Source organism: Koromonas humicola (assembly GCF_059726255.1).
In genome coordinates, this window is sequence record NZ_AP040873.1 from 858,949 (window position 1) to 876,455 (window position 17,507).

Annotated in this window: 14 protein-coding genes and 1 pseudogene; 6 read left to right on the plus strand and 9 right to left on the minus strand. The window is 56.6% G+C overall.

Translation table 11 applies throughout. The features are described 5' to 3' along the window. Positions 1-391: 391 nt before the first annotated feature. From AC6IZD_RS03800 to AC6IZD_RS03820, 5 genes and pseudogenes are all read right to left on the minus strand, one after another. Positions 392-1,510, minus strand: coding sequence for a serine hydrolase domain-containing protein (locus tag AC6IZD_RS03800; protein WP_497786353.1), 1,119 nt, complete (start codon positions 1,508-1,510; stop codon positions 392-394). Between the two features lie 282 nt (positions 1,511-1,792). Then, the gene (locus tag AC6IZD_RS03805) at positions 1,793-2,251 is read right to left on the minus strand and encodes an RES family NAD+ phosphorylase (protein WP_497786354.1); all 459 of its coding nucleotides are present in this window, start codon (positions 2,249-2,251) and stop codon (positions 1,793-1,795) included. After that, positions 2,251-2,580 (minus strand): annotated as a pseudogene (locus tag AC6IZD_RS03810) (Xre family toxin-antitoxin system antitoxin); the annotation flags it as partial. The pseudogene AC6IZD_RS03810 and the gene AC6IZD_RS03805, both read right to left, overlap by 1 nt. Before the next feature lie 295 nt (positions 2,581-2,875). Next, complete coding sequence (locus tag AC6IZD_RS03815) at positions 2,876-3,160, minus strand: hypothetical protein (protein WP_497786355.1); 285 nt, start codon at positions 3,158-3,160, stop codon at positions 2,876-2,878. A gap of 106 nt (positions 3,161-3,266) precedes the next feature. Then, positions 3,267-3,458 carry a hypothetical protein gene (locus AC6IZD_RS03820; RefSeq protein ID WP_497786356.1) on the minus strand — a complete coding sequence of 64 codons (192 nt, stop codon included), beginning with the start codon at positions 3,456-3,458 and terminating at the stop codon, positions 3,267-3,269. A 1,168-nt stretch (positions 3,459-4,626) separates the two neighbouring features. Here AC6IZD_RS03820 and AC6IZD_RS03825 point away from each other — a divergent pair. From AC6IZD_RS03825 to AC6IZD_RS03840, 4 genes are read left to right on the plus strand one after another with little or no spacing between them, the layout of a single operon-like run. Next, positions 4,627-6,378, plus strand: coding sequence for a thiamine pyrophosphate-dependent enzyme (locus tag AC6IZD_RS03825; protein WP_497786357.1), 1,752 nt, complete (start codon positions 4,627-4,629; stop codon positions 6,376-6,378). Between the two features lie 21 nt (positions 6,379-6,399). Further along, positions 6,400-7,365: a hypothetical protein gene (locus tag AC6IZD_RS03830; protein ID WP_497786358.1), complete on the plus strand. Its 966-nt coding sequence runs from the start codon at positions 6,400-6,402 to the stop codon at positions 7,363-7,365. Continuing rightward, positions 7,362-8,138 (plus strand): gluconate 2-dehydrogenase subunit 3 family protein, encoded by a 777-nt coding sequence (locus AC6IZD_RS03835; RefSeq protein ID WP_497786359.1) that lies wholly within the window; start codon positions 7,362-7,364, stop codon positions 8,136-8,138. Before AC6IZD_RS03830 ends, AC6IZD_RS03835 begins: the two co-directional genes overlap by 4 nt. After that, positions 8,138-9,871, plus strand: a complete 1,734-nt coding sequence (locus tag AC6IZD_RS03840; protein WP_497786360.1) for a GMC family oxidoreductase — start codon at positions 8,138-8,140, stop codon at positions 9,869-9,871. Before AC6IZD_RS03835 ends, AC6IZD_RS03840 begins: the two co-directional genes overlap by 1 nt. Positions 9,872-9,922: 51 nt before the next feature. Here AC6IZD_RS03840 and AC6IZD_RS03845 read toward each other — a convergent pair whose 3' ends face one another. The 3 genes from AC6IZD_RS03845 to AC6IZD_RS03855 all read right to left on the minus strand — a co-directional run bounded on the left by AC6IZD_RS03845 (position 9,923) and on the right by AC6IZD_RS03855 (position 14,507). Further along, positions 9,923-11,287 carry an NAD(P)/FAD-dependent oxidoreductase gene (locus AC6IZD_RS03845; RefSeq protein ID WP_497786361.1) on the minus strand — a complete coding sequence of 455 codons (1,365 nt, stop codon included), beginning with the start codon at positions 11,285-11,287 and terminating at the stop codon, positions 9,923-9,925. 8 nt (positions 11,288-11,295) lie between these two features. Continuing rightward, complete coding sequence (locus AC6IZD_RS03850; protein ID WP_497786362.1) at positions 11,296-12,111, minus strand: glucose 1-dehydrogenase; 816 nt, start codon at positions 12,109-12,111, stop codon at positions 11,296-11,298. A 206-nt stretch (positions 12,112-12,317) separates the two neighbouring features. Next, complete coding sequence (locus AC6IZD_RS03855) at positions 12,318-14,507, minus strand: amylo-alpha-1,6-glucosidase (protein ID WP_497786363.1); 2,190 nt, start codon at positions 14,505-14,507, stop codon at positions 12,318-12,320. 377 nt (positions 14,508-14,884) lie between these two features. Here AC6IZD_RS03855 and AC6IZD_RS03860 point away from each other — a divergent pair, with 377 nt between their 5' ends. Together AC6IZD_RS03860 and AC6IZD_RS03865 are read left to right on the plus strand one after the other, a co-directional pair. Then, positions 14,885-15,244 carry a response regulator gene (locus AC6IZD_RS03860; protein ID WP_497787556.1) on the plus strand — a complete coding sequence of 120 codons (360 nt, stop codon included), beginning with the start codon at positions 14,885-14,887 and terminating at the stop codon, positions 15,242-15,244. Next, positions 15,160-15,405: a hypothetical protein gene (locus tag AC6IZD_RS03865; RefSeq protein WP_497786364.1), complete on the plus strand. Its 246-nt coding sequence runs from the start codon at positions 15,160-15,162 to the stop codon at positions 15,403-15,405. The genes AC6IZD_RS03860 and AC6IZD_RS03865 overlap by 85 nt, the downstream gene beginning before the upstream one ends. A 1,812-nt stretch (positions 15,406-17,217) precedes the next feature. On the opposite strand, the gene AC6IZD_RS03870 is transcribed toward AC6IZD_RS03865, so the two are convergent. Continuing rightward, entirely contained in the window at positions 17,218-17,352 is a 135-nt protein-coding gene (locus AC6IZD_RS03870; protein ID WP_497786365.1) for a hypothetical protein, read from the minus strand. Positions 17,353-17,507: the final 155 nt, after the last annotated feature.

The window sequence follows — 17,507 nt, forward strand, 5'->3', positions numbered from 1 at the left end:
GTCTGGGGAACAGAATATCTAAATCGTCCCTAACCTAATTTATGCCCGGATGACGGGCAAATTGGAGATCGGCGGAATTAGGGAAGAGCAGGCGATAACTCGCGAGTTGCTGGCGACAACGCGGTTTTCGAGAAGTTATCGTGGAGATCGCAATTTGCGTTTAGAAAAAGAGACCGGGGTGTCACAATTCGTGGGCAGTACGAGTCCCCAAGACATGGGCCGCGCCCATAATACGCCTCGCGAGTGTTCGCTTGGTCAGCCCGGTTATCGAGCGACCTATCGCGTGCCCGGATCAGCGGGACGGCTCCGGTCGTCATGAATGCAGAAACGCTTTGCAAAGCAAGGCTCTCTACCCGAAACGCTTCTCGCGCCTTGGGCAATTAAATTGAACTCACTGTGGCAGCGCGGAACTTTTTGTTGGTGAAGCTTTCCTTTTTAAATTCGGCGGCCTGCTCGCGTGATGAAGCTCGATGGCCAGTTCCTTCAGGGCGCCTTCCGTTCCACTGCACGCATCATTCGCAAGAAGAACGTACCCCTCGTGGTCGTCAGGAAAGAGAACAACCTGGCTGGTCATTCCAAACGTGCCGCCACCGTGCCATAAGATACGCGAGTTTTCCGCAATCCCCAGATTCCAAACAAGACCCTGGCCGTCGTGCCCGTTGCCGGTGACGGCTTCGTGCGCGAGCCTGATCACGGGATCTGATTCGTCGAGTTGCCATTTTAAGTACTTGGCCATATCCCGGGGAGTTGAGTAGAGTCCATATGCCGCTCCAGCATTGCGAAGATGGTAAGGCATAACATTCCCCGCCGGACTGTACCCGCGCACCAATCGCGTTTGCTCGTCCGGACGCAGCACAAATCCAGTACATCTCATCGACAATGGTTGAAGTATTCGTTCCTGCGTAAGTCGCTCAAAGGACGACCTGTACACCTGCTCAAGGCCCCAACCGATCACCTTGAAGCCGAGGTTTGAGTAGACTTCCTTGGATCCGGGCTTGGTCAGCAGCCTCACCCCATGTAACTCCCGTAAATAGCGCGCGTGATCATAATCGGAATCTCGCGCAATCAGCTTAAAGGGCAAGGTCTCTGGATCGCGATTGGCAAAAAGATCGTCGGTATCGGGTAAGTCGCGCGGAAGACCCGAAGTATGTGTCGCGAGGCTCCTCAGTGTAATCGGATGGCCTTGCCACGCCAGGTTTGGATAGCTCCCTGGCAAGTATCGCCTGAAGTCAGCATCGAGCTGCATGCGATGCTCGAATACCGCCTTAGCCACCAGTGCGCCTGTGAACGTCTTCGTGACCGAAGCAATCTCATACACACTGTCGGCTGTTGGCTTCGCCTGGATCTCCCTCGAGGTCGATCCAAAGTTATAGAACCATGTCTGCTGTTGCCGGATGATCGCGACAGAAAGACCCACGTGGCAGGGGTTGTCGAAAAACGACCGAAGGATCGTTTCAAATGCTTTGTCCTGTGCTCCGGTAGCCGCGGTCGTCGGCTGTGCAGCAGGCATCTGTGCTCCGCACAGGGTTGGAAGTCGTATCAAAATGGCGAGTGAGATCAGCCAACACACATAAAACGCGCTCTGCAGCCGCTGAGAACCATGCCTCTACCTGAGGATCATTTTTTCAGACAATTTCGCGACTGTGAAGTCGGCTTGTGTAGCGCCTGGATGGATTTCTCGCTTGTCGACAACAGGGCAAAGCACTCGTTGACATGGATCTGGGCGGTTGGTCGGCTACTCTTCCCTTGAGCCGAAGCAGAGCAACAACAAACTCGCGCTCCCACCTATTTTTTACTTGAACATACGCGGATCGAACACAAACGGCTGTGGAGAAGCGATTGCTATCTTCGAGAACTCTGGATGAGCGGGATTAAGGAGGACACTCCATTCGCCTGGGATTGCTGCAGATGGAACTTCCAGCGCCACACAGCAATTCGATGAAATCCAAGCCTCACCTATGTGTCGCAGGTCCTCCCGATTGAGAGTTTTCCAAGTCTTAGGCAGGCGCGTCACATCCAACTTTTCCAATGAAATGCCGTCAGGAAGCGTTGCCTGTATTGACACGAGATCGCGAGGAGCGAAGGCGGGATCGAAGTGGACAAATGTCTCGACTGCCGCGAGCGCCAGAGAGGTGGAGGTATAAACCATCCTGGCTCCACTCGGATTCCATCGACTGGCGAAAAGGAATGCGCCCTCGCCGGCGAAAGCCGCCGCTGCGTACTTGGCCTTACAGATTCTCCATACGCGCATCAGCTATAAACACAGTAGCCGATGCGGCCGAGAACGGTCTCGACCTGTTGCACTCCGGCGTCGGTATCGAGTAGGTCAATCGGTCGCTGCCCTTTGAGCACCCGATTGGGCGTTTGCAACCAATTTGCGGCGGTTGAGAGATCAACGAAGGCATCCGTGGCTTGCGCAATGATCCGCGCCAAGCGAACACTTCGATCTGATTCCGCGGCGGATAGCCGCGCGCGGGAACTCAGGCGGCGACTAAGTGTGCGAGTGGGGATTCCAAGCACAGACGCGACCACCTGTCTGTCGATGTTCAAATCCTTGGCGAGTTTCAGCAGAATGTCGGCAGGGAGCCCTTCTCACCGCCGCCGTTCAGTTCTAAGTGTTCTGGGGCAAGAGTTGCTGGCGGAACAGGCGGTTATGCTGATCCTGCTCTGATCCGGCATAAGCAAGCTCGATGAGTGACTCGCACTGCTGGCGAAAGCAGCAAGTGGGATCGATCGGTAAGAACTGAGTTAGGGGCTAAGCACGCCACCGGCGATGGCCAGGTATAAGCAAAGCCGACTTTTCGTCAAAGTGGATCCCTGCGCGCGCACACTCGTTCGATCAACAGGTCAAAGAGTGCATTGCCGATTTGGCTCGCTAGGATGTTCCAGCCCGCAGTACCCTCGGGGTAGCCAAAGCATCCAGGTTTCCATTGGTCACCGTCAAATCTTCGATCGCCCAGCCCGCCACGTCTGTCAATTGGCTTCGCTGTACTTCAGACAAATGACTCTTCTTTATTGCCAGGCAAAGCAGGTACCGAGGACGACTCATGGCGACGAACAAGCGCTTCATGAAGGCGGCCCGGTTTGTCGCCCTGCTCTTCGGATGCGTGTAATCCGCCATCGGGCGCGCTGCCTCGGGATTGCATAAAAACTCAGCCATCTCTTCATGTCGTACCAGGAACTGTATTTCGTTTCGCATACCAGGGTGGCGTCATGTGTTTCGCCCTTTACGCTATGAATCTTCCCGAGAGAAACACGGACGCCATCTACCCGTCAAAGACATTTCGAGTCCGGGAAGCTTCGTTGTCTCCGATCTCTTCATCCAGAACGTGATCGTAAGCTACATACTCCGCCGCTTTGTCGTTTAGCTCACCAATTTCCAAAAGGGACCCAAGGTTTCCGACCATTTCCGACCACATGCCCTCGGTCAGAACTTCCCCCGCAACGAAGACGTTCATCAATCACCGAAAGCCAGCACTTTATTGCCGTCCTTCAGATAGGAGTCAAGCATGGCCCGATTGAACCACATGGTCTTGCCGAACCGCGTGGTGTACTGCCGACCGGCTCGTCTCATCATTCCAGAACCGCAGCCTGGAGGACTTGATAACCCCTTGCTACGTCTCCTTCGGCCGCACGACCGCAAAAGCACACGGCGTCATAGAGCGACTTCGGCCTGAAACTCGATGGCTGCGCCTTCGAATCGAATGCGGCGCAGTAGCTGGGCAGAGTGAGGCCTGTCGAACTCGCTCGCTTTCCTATGGCACCGAGAGCCTTTATCACAGATCGGTGTTCTGAGGGCAACTTCAGTGCCAGCTTCGCAAAAGCCGGCAACACGCACCCTATCGAGGGATCTTCGAACAAGAAAATCGTATTGGAAGGACCGTCGGCGAGCTGCGGTCGCAGTCCCGTCAGCCTCCCATTCGGCGATAGCTCAATCCTCCGATCGTGGATGCGATCGCCGGGACGAAGCGGTGGCTGTCGGTAATGCAGTGCAATGCCGCATCGTTGTACGTCGTATTGGGCAGGGCGTGACCCCAGGATCAGGTTGCGGGTATCCGCAGGTTTGATAATCGCCCATGGGCCTTTGCCCAAACACGGGGATCACATCAGCCTTCAAGCGTCAAAGGATATAACCTGCCGTCTCGCTATCCACGCCAGGTGCCCACCATGCATGCCAGTTGACAGCTGTGATCTTGAATGAGTGAGCATTGCTTGCCCTTTCAGCTTCGATCTGGATATTGGCGGCAGCCTTTTCCGCTTTGCGTTGTGCTATTGGATCATCGCCCTTAGCTAGCGCTTTGCGGGCTTCTTATGGGCATCAATTCCTTCTAGTGCGGCCAAGCCATGATCACAGTGGAAGCAGGTTCTATTCCTGACGCGAGTCGGAAGGTCCAATGCTTAAACATCTCTTCCATGTGCTCCCTGAAAGAAGCTCCGGGGTCTCGCAACAAAGACACCCGCACACTTAAGACAAACTCGGCACTATCCTGCGCATCCGACCAAGTATCCGAAAGTCGATAGCTCTTCTGCGATGGCGCAACGTGCTCTGCGTTCCCCTGCTGAGCAAGCCGCGCTTTGTCGAAAGTCAATTTTCAGAATTCTCTAGCTTGTCTAGGAGCGCATGGGATGTCAACGGTAGCGGATCTCGTGATTGAGCGCCTCATTGACTGGGGCGTTGATACCATCTTCGGTCTTCCGGGGGATGGCGTAGATGGAATGTTTGAAGCTCTGCGAATGCATCGGGAGAAGCTTAGATTCATCCAGGTGCGACATGAAGAAGCTGCCGCGTTTGCTGCGTGCGGATACGCGAAGTACACAGGGAGACTGGGAGTCTGTATCGCGACCTCCGGACCAGGCGGAGTTCATCTTCTGAACGGGCTGTACGACGCCAAATGCGATGGTCAGCCGGTACTCGCGATTACCGGACACACATTTCACGATCTGATTGGAACCAGCTACCAACAGGATGTGGATCTCGACAAGCTCTACATGGATGTCGCCGCTTACAACCAGCGCGTGATGGGGCCGTCCCACGTTCACAGTGTTGTGGATGAAGCCGTTCGATCTGCGCTGGGCCGGAGAACCGTTTCACATATTACGATTCCCAAGGACATCCAGGAGTGGCGAGCTTCAGACTTGCACCGCTCAGAGGCAAACATTCGACACCACAGCGGAGACGTATTCACGCCCTCAGTACCGCACCCTCCGAAGCAGCTGCTCGAACGCGCAGCTGAAGTGATCAACGCAGGAAAGAAAGTTGCCATCCTCGTCGGCCGTGGCTGCCTCGGCGCCGGTCAGGAGGTGGAGCAACTCTCTGACAGCGTTGCAGGACCAGTTATCAAAGCGCTGCTCGGAAAAGCGGTGATTCCGGACCGGAGTCCGTACACGACCGGTGGCCTCGGATTGCTGGGTACCGCGCCATCGCAAGATGCAATGGAAGAGTGCGACACGGTAATACTGGCCGGAACGTCATTCCCGTATATGGAGTTCTATCCGAAGCCTGGAAAGGCGAAGTGCGTACAGATCGACATTGACAGCACAAGAATTGGCCTGCGTCATCCTGTTGACGTCGGCCTGGTAGGCGACTGCAAGATCGTGCTCGGTGAACTCCTCCCATTGCTGACGCGCAAGGAGGATCGCAGCTTTCTTGAGACAGCTCAAAGCCGCATGAGGAGTTGGAACGAGCTGATGAAAGAACGCGGCACGCGCATGGACAAGCCGATGAAGCCGCAGGTCGTTACGTATCACTTAAACGAGTTGCTGCGGGATGACGCGATCATCTCGTCAGATAGCGGAACCATTGCGACGTGGAGCGCACGCTATCTCGAAATGCGCGGCAACATGCAGTTTTCGCTGTCAGGCAGTCTCGCAACGATGGCCAATGGTCTGCCTTACAGCATCGGAGCCGCTATTGCATATCCCGGAAGACAAGTGGTCTGCGTTGTCGGTGACGGTGGCCTGACGATGTTGATGGGCGAGATTGCGACACTTGTGAAATACAAGCTCCCCGTGAAAGTCGTCGTTATCAAGAACAACGTTCTCGGGCAAATCAAGTGGGAGCAGATGGTCCTCGACAGCAATCCAGAATTCGGAGTCGAGCTGCAACCGATTGATTTCGCCAAGTTGGCAGAAGCTTGTGGCGCCGCAGGTTACACGATTGAAGATCCGAAAGACGCAAGAGACGTGCTGAGCAAGGCTTTGGAGCATGATGGGCCAGCGATAATTCAGGCGGTCGTAGATCCGAACGAACCACCTTTGCCCGGCAACATCAATGTCAAGCAGGCTCTGCACTTCGCTGAGGCGATTGCGAGAGGTGAGCGGGACCGTGGCAAGATTCTCAAAACCATAGCTGTCGACAAGATTCGTGAGGTGATATAGGTGCGAGCGGCGTCCAGTCGCATGAGCCCGGTCGGTGATGGCCCTCGCGCTTTGCAAGACGCAACTCATCTTTTTGAAGTTGCGGATGTACACATTCGCGAGGGCCGTTTCCAGCGGAGCCTAGCGCTGATCGCCGGGCTCTCCAGTGTCTTGAGCGGACTAGAAGTCACATATGAGCACTACCGTGGCAGCTATAGCAGACGGATCATGTACACGCCCGTCTTGCTAAGCGGAGGGCTGCTGGCAGTCGGCGTGTGGAGTTTCAAGAGCAAGCGAGCAGCCGAGACCGTTCTGCCTGTGGTGTCGGTCATCACGCTTGTGGATGGCCTGGTCGGTTTCTATTTTCACGTACGCGGAATCCAGCGCAAGCCCGGTGGTTGGCGGATTCCTGTGGTCAACCTCGTCATGGGACCGCCTGTCTTTGCGCCGTTATTGTTCGGCATCAGCGCTTACTTGGGCTTGATCGCCCACTACCTTCGTCGTGAAGGCGACACGCGGGACGACAATTTTCCTCTTCCCGCGCACGCCCGTAGCTGGGCAGCAAGGATTCCCAGCAACAAACACGAGAAGATCAGCTGGCAGCAGGACCTTCGGGAAGGACGATTCCAGAAGCACATGGCTACGGCCACCGCGATCTCAGCGTTCTTCAGCGGATTTGAAGCCTTGTACTCGCATTACAAGAACAATTTCCGCTACAAAATGCAGTGGACGCCGGTGGTGATCGCGCCCGCACTGATGATCTCCGCAATGGCAGCAACGAAAACCCGTCGCGCCGCTCACACGTGGCTGCCCGCAATGTCGGCGTTAGCAATCGCAAACGGTACGATTGGTTTCTACTATCATGCGCGCGGAGTAGTCCGGCGGCCAGGCGGCTTGAAAATGCCGTTCTACAACATCATGTACGGCCCGCCGATTTTCGCTCCGCTGTTGTTCGCTGCCAGCGGTTTTGTCGGACTGCTCGCCAGTTTGCTCCGGAGGGAACAGTGAGCACCACTTCGAAAATCGAACCGCGCAGTTTGCCAGTTGATGTTAAGACTGGCGAGCCAATCTACCCAAGGCCGCAGCCGGGCTATTACCCGGGCTACAGCACCCTTTCGCAACAGGATTACTGGGATGAGGCGACACGCAATGTTGTGCTTCAGCGTGTGCATAACGTTCCGCCGGTTCGGTTTTTCTCGGCCGAGCAGGCGCGGCTGATGACAGCAATCTGCGACCGCATCATTCCCCAGGATGACCGCGACGTGGAACATAAGATCCCGGTGTTGCCGTTTATAGATCAGCGCCTCCACACCGGCAAGATCGACGGGTATAGATACGAAACCATGCCGTCGGACCGTGATACCTATCAACTCGCGCTCGAAGCCATCGATTCAGCAGCTCAAGATCTGCACGGACGCAGTTTCGTCGGACTCTCGATTCCGGACCAGGAATCACTTCTGAAGCGAATTCATGATGGCGACGCTCCATCCGAGCACGCCGCGTGGAAGAGAATGGACGTGCACAGATTTTGGCTGTTGTTAGTGCAGGATTGTGTTGATGCCTACTACTCTCATCCGTGGGCATGGGACGAGATCGGTTTTGGCGGACCTGCATATCCCCGCGCGTACATGCGTCTTGAAGGGGGGCAGCCTGAACCTTGGGAAGTCCGCGAGAAAAGATATGACTGGCAAGGGCCGGCGGATTCGATTTCCGATCATTATGAGGCCGTTGGTAAGCAAGCCGAGCATCATGGCAGTCCTGGGCAGGGAGGAACGCACTAGTGTCCTTCCCATTGTTCGGCAAATTCGGTTCGCCTCGGAAGAAACATATGCTTGGGCCGGTGCAGCGGATCGATGTGCCGATGAAGCGTTACGCCGAGAACGAGTCCGTTGATTACTGTGTCGTTGGTGTCGGGTCGGCAGGAGGCGTGCTTCTTCAGCGACTCGCGCGCGCAGGCTTTCACGTTGTGGGCGTGGAGGCGGGACCCTTCTGGGACTCCGAACGCGATTGGGTCAGCGATGAAGCGGGTTCGCATAATCTCTATTGGGAGGATCTCCGCATTACGGGCGGAAAGGATCCTCTCGCGTTAGGCGCAAACAACAGTGGCAAAGGCGTCGGCGGAGGATCTGTCCACTGGGCTGCTTTCACTCCACGGTTACATCCATCTGATTTCCGCGTGTATTCCGAAGACGGAGTTGCCGTTGACTGGCCCATCGGCTATGACGAACTGAAGCCGTACTACGAACAGATCGAACTCGAAATGCCAGTCGCCGGCCCCGCATATTATCCGTGGGGAGATCCGCACGCATACCCGTATGGACCGCATCCGATGGGCGGCTGCGGTGATGTGCTGATCAAAGGATGTACAAAGCTTGGTATCGGCGTCAGTGTCGGCGGTCCTGTCGCGATTTTGTCAGGAGCTCACGGCGATCGACAGCACTGCATATATCGCGGATTCTGTATCCAAGCCTGCAAAGTCGGAGCGAAAGCCAGCACGCTGATCACTCATGTTCCTGACGCGTTGCGTAGCGGAGCAGAGATTCGCGACAACTGCATGGTTTCGCGCATAAGTATCGCAAGCAACGGTCGCGTCGATGGCGTTTGTTACTTCGATCGCGATGGAGTCGAACACTTCCAGAAGGCGAAGGCGGTCATCGTCTCCGGATACGCAATCGAAACTCCTCGTCTTTTGCTGAATTCCGCGTGTAAAGGATTCGAGAACGGACTTGCGAATTCCAGCGATACCGTTGGCCGATATTTGATGGCGCAGGCAGGAAACGTCGTTCTAGGCCGATTCGAAGAACTTGTTCGGATGTACAAGGCGCCTCCGGCGCACGCACTCACCGAAGAGTTTTACGAGACCGACGGGAAGAGGGGATTTGCTCGCGGGTTCGCGATTCAGACGGTCGGACCTCTCCCGATCGCTTTTGCCAAACAGATGATGGTCGCTAAGGGCGCGTGGGGTTGGGGAATGCGCCGCGTCATGATGGATTACAACCACTGGGCGGCAATCGCACTGTTGGGAGAGATTCTTCCGTGGCCGGACAATCGCGTCGAACTTGCAGAAGAGAAGGATAGGTTCGGAATTCCAGTCGCGAAAGTCACATTCAATCTTCACGAGAACGACAAGAAGCTCATCGAGTTTGGCAAGAACAAGGTCATGGATGTGATGTGGGCTGCCGGAGCTCAAGAGGTCGTACAAGAAGCCCGATATGCGCATCTCGTAGGCGCAGCACGGATGGGCAACGACCCGCGAACGTCAGTCGTCGATCGGTATGGTCGCTCACATGACATCGCAAACCTGTTTGTTTGCGATGGCAGCGTCATGCCAACCCAAGGCTCTGCGAATCCAGGACTAACCATTCAGGCTTTGGCGGCACGAACCGCCGACTATCTCATTTCGCAAGGCGCCCAGATATTTACATCGAACCAGCGGAGTATGGAGCGGCCGAAGATCCGCCCTGAGTTGGCTCCTCCTGAAACGTGGGGCAAGGGAGTGCCGAGGCTAAAATAGCTTCGCCCCTCGCTTCCAGCCCGGCGGCTCCCGCATGAAAAAGTGAGACATCTATGCAGCCTTGCTGTGAGTTGGTATCTCCAAGCGAGCCGTGTCGGCGTCATACATGTAGCCAACGGTCCAATCCAGAGCAGCCGCCACTTTGTTTCGCGTACCCGTGAGGCGCGCGACGTGAACCACTCGCCAAATCAGCCACCCGGAGAATCCCCCGATGACGCGACCCGCCACCCGAGCAACACCCGCCCTTGGACCCACTGAAACAACGTTGCCGAGATCGCGATAACGAAACGGTCTAAGAGCCTCTCCACGCAACTCGCGAATGATGTTCGCTGCCGCAGCCTGTCCTTGTTGCATAGCGGTTGCGGCCAGAAGTGGGGCGGACTTCTTCGTTTCAGGGTCGGTGAAATGCGCGTTGTCGCCCACTGCGTAAGCGTTGTGGCGGGCCTCAATCCTGAGAAACTCGTCAACCACGATGCTGCCGCCGTGCGAGTGTCCTGTCGAAATACCCGCGACGACATCGGGGACGCGAACGCCGGTCGTCCAGATTACCGTTCGGGACGGGATCGGCGTGCCAGATCCGTTTTCGTTCTCGGCTGAGACGGAGTTCACGGCCACGTTTTTCACTTTGCAATTCAGCCGCACATCTACGCCCGCGTCGCGCAATTCACGCGAGGCAACCGTAGCCATATCCTCAGGCATGTGGCCGAGAAGCTTCGATCCCGCCTCGAACACAATGACTCGCGCCTGTTCGCGCTTGAGACTCGGATAATCAGTCGGAATAAGCTCGGAGAGCAGTCCTGCAATCGCACCAGCGGTCTCCACGCCGGTTGCGCCGCCGCCAACGACCACGTACGTGAGCAGTTCATTACGCAGGCCATGGTCGGCCGTTGTCGACGCTTGCTCGAGCGTGTCGATGATATGCGAGCGAATCGCGACGCCATCCTCCATGGTCTTCAGTGGTAGGGCGTGTTGGCTGGCCGACTCGTTTCCGAAGAAATTCGTCGTCGTACCGAGAGCTAGGACAAGGAAGTCGTACGACAGGTCGCCGGAGTCGAGGTGGACCGTGTTCCTGTCCAGATCGACGCCCTCGACGTTCGCCTGCTGAAAGCGAACTCCGTGTCGGCCGGTCCATTGGCGAATCGGATACACGGCGTCGTACGGAACGATGCCACACGTCGCAGCCTGGTAGAGCATGGGCGTGAACAGGTGATAGTTGTGGCGGTCTATCAGTGTCAGTCTGAGTTGCGGCACTGCATCGCAAAGGTGCGCGGCTGTCGCGAGCCCACCGAAGCCGCCGCCGAGAATCAGGACGTGAGGTCCCGAATTAGCGGGTTCGCGAGTGCGCTTGCGATTCGCCATCGTATAGGCCGCCACTCCAACCGCTGCTCCAATGCCTACAAGCGTGCGCTTCTTCATGCATCACCTCACAGACTGCCGGTTTGGTGCATCAGGCCGCCATCGATAACCACCGTCGTACCGGTGATATAGGACGCGTCATCAGAGGCGAGATAGCACACGAGCTTCGCGACTTCCTCAGGTGTGCCAGGGCGACCAAGCGGAATCTCTCGATCGAGCGCGAGCTTCTTCTCCGGGTCCGACATCGTTCTCTTGTTGATCGGCGTGTCAATCGCCCCTGGCGCAACATTGACAACATTGATGTGGTGCCGCGCTAACTCGAGCGCAACGTCGCGGCACAACATCCGCACGCCACCTTTTGCAGCACAGTATGCGGCGTAGCCGGGGAATGGAAGGTCTTCGTGAACGGACGAAATGTTGATGATCGTGCCTTTACCTCTTTTGGCCATTTCTCGGGCAGCCATCTGAGTGCAGAGGAACACACCTTTCAGATCCACAGAAACGATCTTGTCCCATTCCGCTTCCGACTTTTCGAGAAACGGGGTCTCCTTCTCGATCCCAGCGTTGTTAACGAGTACATCCAAGTGGCCGAACTGCGAGATCGCGCGGCTGACCATGCTCGAAACATCAGCAGCTTTGGACACATCCGCTTGCACCGCGATTGCTTGCGCATCTTCATTGCTGATAGATTTGACAGCCTCTTCAGCGGCATCCGCGCTTCCGACGTAATTGACGACGACGCTCGCGCCACGGCGGCCCATTTCAATCGCGATGGCCTTGCCGATGCCGCTTGAGGCACCGGTCACGAGGGCAACTTTGCCTTGCAGATCCTTCACTGGAGTGCCGTGATGCTGTGGCTGCATTTTCAGAACATTACTGCTCATGATTAATCTCCTTCAGATACCCGCCTCCGGGCTGTAGAACTGGTAGTCTTCGCGCCAGTCGCCTTCGCCGGCGGTAGTGGTCGACGATTCGATCCGCTCGACGTGCGCTGAGTATCTCCAGCCCACTACGGATCAGCAGTGTGATGAACAGCAGGTTGCAAAAGTGCAACGCGCGAAGGCAGAGCGGATAATCGAGTGGATGCACGCTACGCCACCTTGCGCTGCTGCTGTTGCTCAACCTTGACCTGCACGCCGCCGGAAGTGCCGCGCACATCCACCTGCACGCCCGCGGGCTGAGTGCGCCGAAAGTGTAGGTCCACAGAGCCTCTGCCGATCTTTATGCGCTTGAACTCCAGTTCCTGGACGCCGCTCGGCAGCACGGGGCGAACGACCCGCAGCGTGTTGTTGAATGCGTCAGGAACGAGTCCCAGCAGCGCAGTAAGGAACAGCGGTACCGATCCAGCCGCCCAGGCTTGGGGATGGCAAGCGACGGGATATCGAACTGGCTCATCGAACTGCTCGCGCGAGAACCCTGCGAATACCTCGGGTAGGCGGAAGTGCTGGAAGTACCGCGACGCTTGCACGATTCCACCAAACACCTGGACCGCTTCGTTATCAAAGCCGTACCGCCGCATGCCAGAAGCGATGATCGAGTTGTCGTGCGGCCATACGGTGCCGAGGTGATATCCGATCGGATTGGCCCTGACCTCCTTCGTCGAGAGCGTCCGCACACCCCATCCGCTGAACATGTCCGGTTCGAGCAAACGCTTCACGACATCCTGCGTCTTCGAGTCGTCAATGATTCCCGTCCATAACGCCTGGCCCGGATTCGAACTAATGACCACGGCTGGCCGGTTGTCCTTCTGCAGCGCGATGGCGTAGAAATTCTTATCTGCGGTCCAGTAATCGCGATTGAAGCGCCGCTTGAGACCCGCTGCCTCATCGCGAAGTCGCGATGCCGTGTTGTCGTCCCCCGATCGCGCATAGAGATCCGCGATCAGCAACTTCGCCATGTAGACATAACCTTGAACCTCAACAAGCGCTATCGGCGCGGTGGCGAGCGAGCCGTCGGAGTTCATGATCGAATCGCCCGAATCCTTCCATCCCTGGTTCCCGAGTCCTTTGCTCGACCTCCTGTCGTAGGAAACGTAGCCGTTGTGGCCGAGGTCGCCGTAATCATCGATCCAGCGCAACGCGGACTCGATCTCGCGTTTGAGCGAGGTGAACACCGACAAGTCGCCGGTCCAGCGCGCGTGCTCGGCGACCAGGATGAGGAACAGGGGCGTGGAATCTACCGAGCCGTAGTACGGCGTTTGCGCGATCTCATCGAGGTTGGCAAGTTCGCCGCGGCGAAGTTCATGCAGGATCTTTCCCGGCTCTTCATCCCGCCAGTCATCCTTTTTCGTGCCTTGATGCTTCGCAAGCAGGCGGATCGTGTCGCTGGCGATGCTCGGCTCAAACGCGAGCGTCTGCAATGAGGCGATGATGCTGTCACGCCCAAACAGCGCGCCATACCAGGGCAGACCGGCCGAGATGTAATGAAAGCCGTCGAACTCGCTCCGAAGTGTGAGCACATCGAGCAGACAGCGGCGCATCAGGCGATTGATGATGTCAACGTCGCAGCGGACCTCCGCGTACTGTGATAACCAGTCCCGCGAACGGTTGTCGATGGAATGGACGACGGGCTTCGGATCGCTGGTGTGGCGATGAGGCGTTTTCGGCTGCTGCTTCGATTCGGTGATCCGGATCGAGATACTGATGCGCTCCTGCTTTCCCGCGCCGAGATTAAGGTTGAAGTGCGCCTCCGCACCAGAGATCTTCGCCGGCTTCGGCTCAGTGTGGATTTCAACGCGGCGCACTACTCCGTCCGCTCCGTCATAACGAAGAACCAGCACGCCATCGTTCCAAGCCGGTTCCGCGGTCTTCCCGCTGGTCTTCCCGGTGATCCCGCGGATAACGAATATGTCCTCGAAATCTGACTGGAACAGCAACGCAACCGGGAGTTCGTGATCCTCGACGTCGTAGTTCTCAATCGTGATTGCATCGTGCACAGCACATTCCTTGCTGTCGATCACGCGTTGCACCTTGATCCCGAACGTCTGCTCCGGGATCGAATTCCCGCCGCTGACTTCAATTTTCTCGTTCGTCAGTTCGAACTCTGCGATGGAGCCGCGATCGGTCGAAGCCATAAGCGGGTTCGGTGGAGTGCCGGCCAACTGCAGTTGGTACCCGTCGAGATAGCGGCAGTCGTGGTAATACAGCCCGAAACCATCCTGGCTGTGTGCGGGAATTTCAGCGTCGTGGCGGCAGAGGAGGAATATATCCTCAGACTTGATGACGATTGCACTGGCTACGTTGCGCGGACGGGGAGCGGGATCGTGCTTCGGACTAGACATATCGCGGCTCAATTTGTTCTTGTGATGCGAAGCGCTTCAATCTCGTGGCCATCCTGAAGCGGGTAACTACTCTTGCTGAATGAAAGGCGCGGCTCGGAGCAGTATCACCACCAGACAAAGTTTTCATTTGCCCGCCGCTAACTCCCGCAGAGAAGCGGTTGACAACAAACTGCCCACCACTGCTGCCTTCGCTTGCTCCGATTCTGGAAGGCCGTTTTGCAGCAATGTGACCCACGCAGCAGAGAGTGCTTTCTGCTTTGGGGCAGTGCGACCTGCATCCAAGAATGCACGAGGGAGTATCAGATTGGGAGGTATATAGAATCAGCCAAACGCGCTCGAGTGCTCTTCGTTGATCACGAGCCCGGTATTCGAGAAACATTGCCTGCGATCCTAGATTCAAAGGCTATGAGGTTAGCGTCTCGGCCACCGTTCGTGAAGCGCTCGAACAGATCACGTCTGGTCCGTTTGATGTTCTTATCGCCGATTTGAACATCGGGAACCCGGGGGATGGCTTTATCGTGGTGAGCGCGATGCGCCGTAGCCAACCGAACTGTTTCACCCTGATTCTGACTGGCTACGCTGCATTTGAGACAGCTTTCGGGGTCGAGATGAATGAAAGCAAAGAGAGCGTATTAAGATCGCTAGCGGGCCGGTGTCATGGCACGCCGAAGATGCGACTTGGAACTATATCGCACAGGGAGCTGCGTCCCTGTTTGAAGGCTACAGTTGGTACGTGAGCCGAAAAGAGATCAATCGACGCCGTCTGCCCGGCGAGTGGCTGGTCAGCGCCGTCCGCAACAGCAAGGCCCCATCCGTCTTTACTGTACTCGTTGAGGATACCGCCGCGCTGTTGGGGCTCTCGATTGCATTCCTCGGGGTGTGGTTGTCGCACGATTAGAACTACCTCAAATTGATGCAGGAGCGTCTATTCTCATCGGAATCGTCCTAGTACTTGCCGCGGCTGCCCTCGGAATGGAACTGGCGGGTTGCTGGTGGGCGAAAGCGCTGATCGGCATATTCTCGATAACCTGTCCAGCATCATCGGGAGCGAAGAGGCAGTTGAGTCGGTGGGAAATCTGTTGACGATGCGATTGGGCCCGGAAAGAGGTGCTCCTGGTTGCTGATGTCAGCTTTAAGGCGCAACTTGGGACACGTGAGCTTGAGGATGTCGTCGATCGCATTGAAGAGAACGTTCAGCGGCGTTACCCTTCGGTCCAGTGCATTTACTTCGAAGCCAACACAATGTCACGCAAGCCCCGCAACAGGGATCCCGCCGCGTAACGAGAGGTTTAGAGCGCTTCTTCTGCCGTCGCTCATTTGCGAACAAGTAGACGACACGAGCCATGGATCAGCCCCACACTGCTGCCCCAAGTGCGTTGAAGATCAGAAAGCTCTTCGATGGCATGCCGAGCATTCCGGCTTGCGGACCGGCGACAGTTCGCGGGCCGAGATGAACCGCGCCCCAAAGATCGTAGCGGCCCCGTGACGACGGAGTTGGTTTTGTGCTGCAGCAACGTCGACATCCTTAGTATCGAACGGGCCTTGGATGTTCGCGTCGCAAGGTGGTATCGCGAGCGGCGAAACTGCGCATTCCTCCTGTTACCTTGCTTTCTGTTGGTCCAGAGGCTTGCGCTCGGTTCGCCGCGATCAGAGATCTGAGCACCTGTCCTTTTAACTGTCGGTGCCTTGGGCATTGGAGAGCAGCGGGTCGTCCGATCTGGGATCGTGCACACTGCACAGTTCCAAGATTGCGTTCCCGCCTCGCGTTCCTGCTGATTTCGAAGCTGTACAGGCAAATGTATGCAAGAACTGGGTTCGCCACGGATAGCGCACGCCATTCCAACGCAACCGCGTGGGCACGAAGACTTTTGAAGCCCTGCCGTAAGCTCTTTGCTGCGAAGCCCATGCCTTTTTTGAACGCCCCAGCACCAGCGCGAGGCGGTACAGCTGCGTCCGATTTTCCGGCGCATTACGCATCATCAGGTGACAGTTGTGGGCCGTGCAGACCTGGCGACGTTCGCAGTAGAAGCAAGTCTCCTCTTCGAACATCGCTATCACTGCGGACAACGCTCGCCTCCTCCTTAACAGTTGTGTGACTGACGCCTACGAGAAGGTGCCCGAATACTGTGAATCGGTGCCAATACGAATGGACTGCTACTGGTGGCCCTATGTCGAAACTATGTAATCGGCTGTGAACAGTGCTGGGCGGGTTCTGGATAATCTCGTTGGCAGAAACAAGCGTCCTGCTTCCATAACCGCCGCTGACATTGCCTTCCATGATGTCTTTTGGCTATGCACGTCGCGGCGCGCGTGGACGGATTGCGATTCCAGGAGATTGCGAAGAGCAGAGGTCCCATCCATTGAAGGGGAGATCGCAACAAGACTACCGTCGCTTTCGAGGACAACGGCCAATGTGCCCTCAACGGAGGTTCCGCCGAACTCTCGAATTGCTGCATTGATCCATCTTCCGTGATCCGCTCCCGCCGCATAGCACCTTTACGCAAGCTTCCCCGGTAGAGCAGAAGCGTCGGCTCGGACTTTAAAACTGATTGGAAAGATGAGTAGCGCACCTGTATCCATGCCACTGCGAACTGAAAGCCTATTAGAACGCCGAGAGCCAGCAAACCTTCAAGGATAGGCGTCGTCTTCGAGAGGACGAGAGTGGAAAACGTTGAACCCAGCGCGATGGTGATCACGAAATCGAATGCATTCAGTAGGCAGCTAGCTGCTGCTGGCGTGCGTCTGCCTCGCTCGATAGACGGTGCGCTTTCAAGTACTGCGGAACGAAGCCGACCAGAAATGCTGCAACAAGTGAAACGCCCCAGAGCAGAACACGATTTCTCACTCGTACTTCTCCTTCGGCTTCGATGGATGCAGGACCGTGCGGAAAGGTGAGCGCATCTGTTCCCCGAACCGAAGCAAACTCTCGCCCTCACTTGAAACGTCGTTGCTACGGCAATACTAGGTCTTCGCTACCGGTCGCCAGAAGCAATCGATAAC

Bases quoted from the DNA above. Each gene is read 5' to 3' on its own strand.
- AC6IZD_RS03830 (WP_497786358.1), top strand. From the start codon at position 6,400: ATGAGCCCGGTCGGTGATGGCCCTCGCGCTTTGCAAGACGCAACTCAT.
- AC6IZD_RS03800 (WP_497786353.1), bottom strand. From the start codon at position 1,510: ATGCCTGCTGCACAGCCGACGACCGCGGCTACCGGAGCACAGGACAAA.
- AC6IZD_RS03845 (WP_497786361.1), bottom strand. From the start codon at position 11,287: ATGAAGAAGCGCACGCTTGTAGGCATTGGAGCAGCGGTTGGAGTGGCG.
- AC6IZD_RS03805 (WP_497786354.1), bottom strand. From the start codon at position 2,251: ATGCGCGTATGGAGAATCTGTAAGGCCAAGTACGCAGCGGCGGCTTTC.
- AC6IZD_RS03855 (WP_497786363.1), bottom strand. From the start codon at position 14,507: ATGTCTAGTCCGAAGCACGATCCCGCTCCCCGTCCGCGCAACGTAGCC.
- AC6IZD_RS03850 (WP_497786362.1), bottom strand. From the start codon at position 12,111: ATGAGCAGTAATGTTCTGAAAATGCAGCCACAGCATCACGGCACTCCA.
- AC6IZD_RS03825 (WP_497786357.1), top strand. From the start codon at position 4,627: ATGTCAACGGTAGCGGATCTCGTGATTGAGCGCCTCATTGACTGGGGC.
- AC6IZD_RS03815 (WP_497786355.1), bottom strand. From the start codon at position 3,160: ATGGCTGAGTTTTTATGCAATCCCGAGGCAGCGCGCCCGATGGCGGAT.
- AC6IZD_RS03820 (WP_497786356.1), bottom strand. From the start codon at position 3,458: ATGAACGTCTTCGTTGCGGGGGAAGTTCTGACCGAGGGCATGTGGTCG.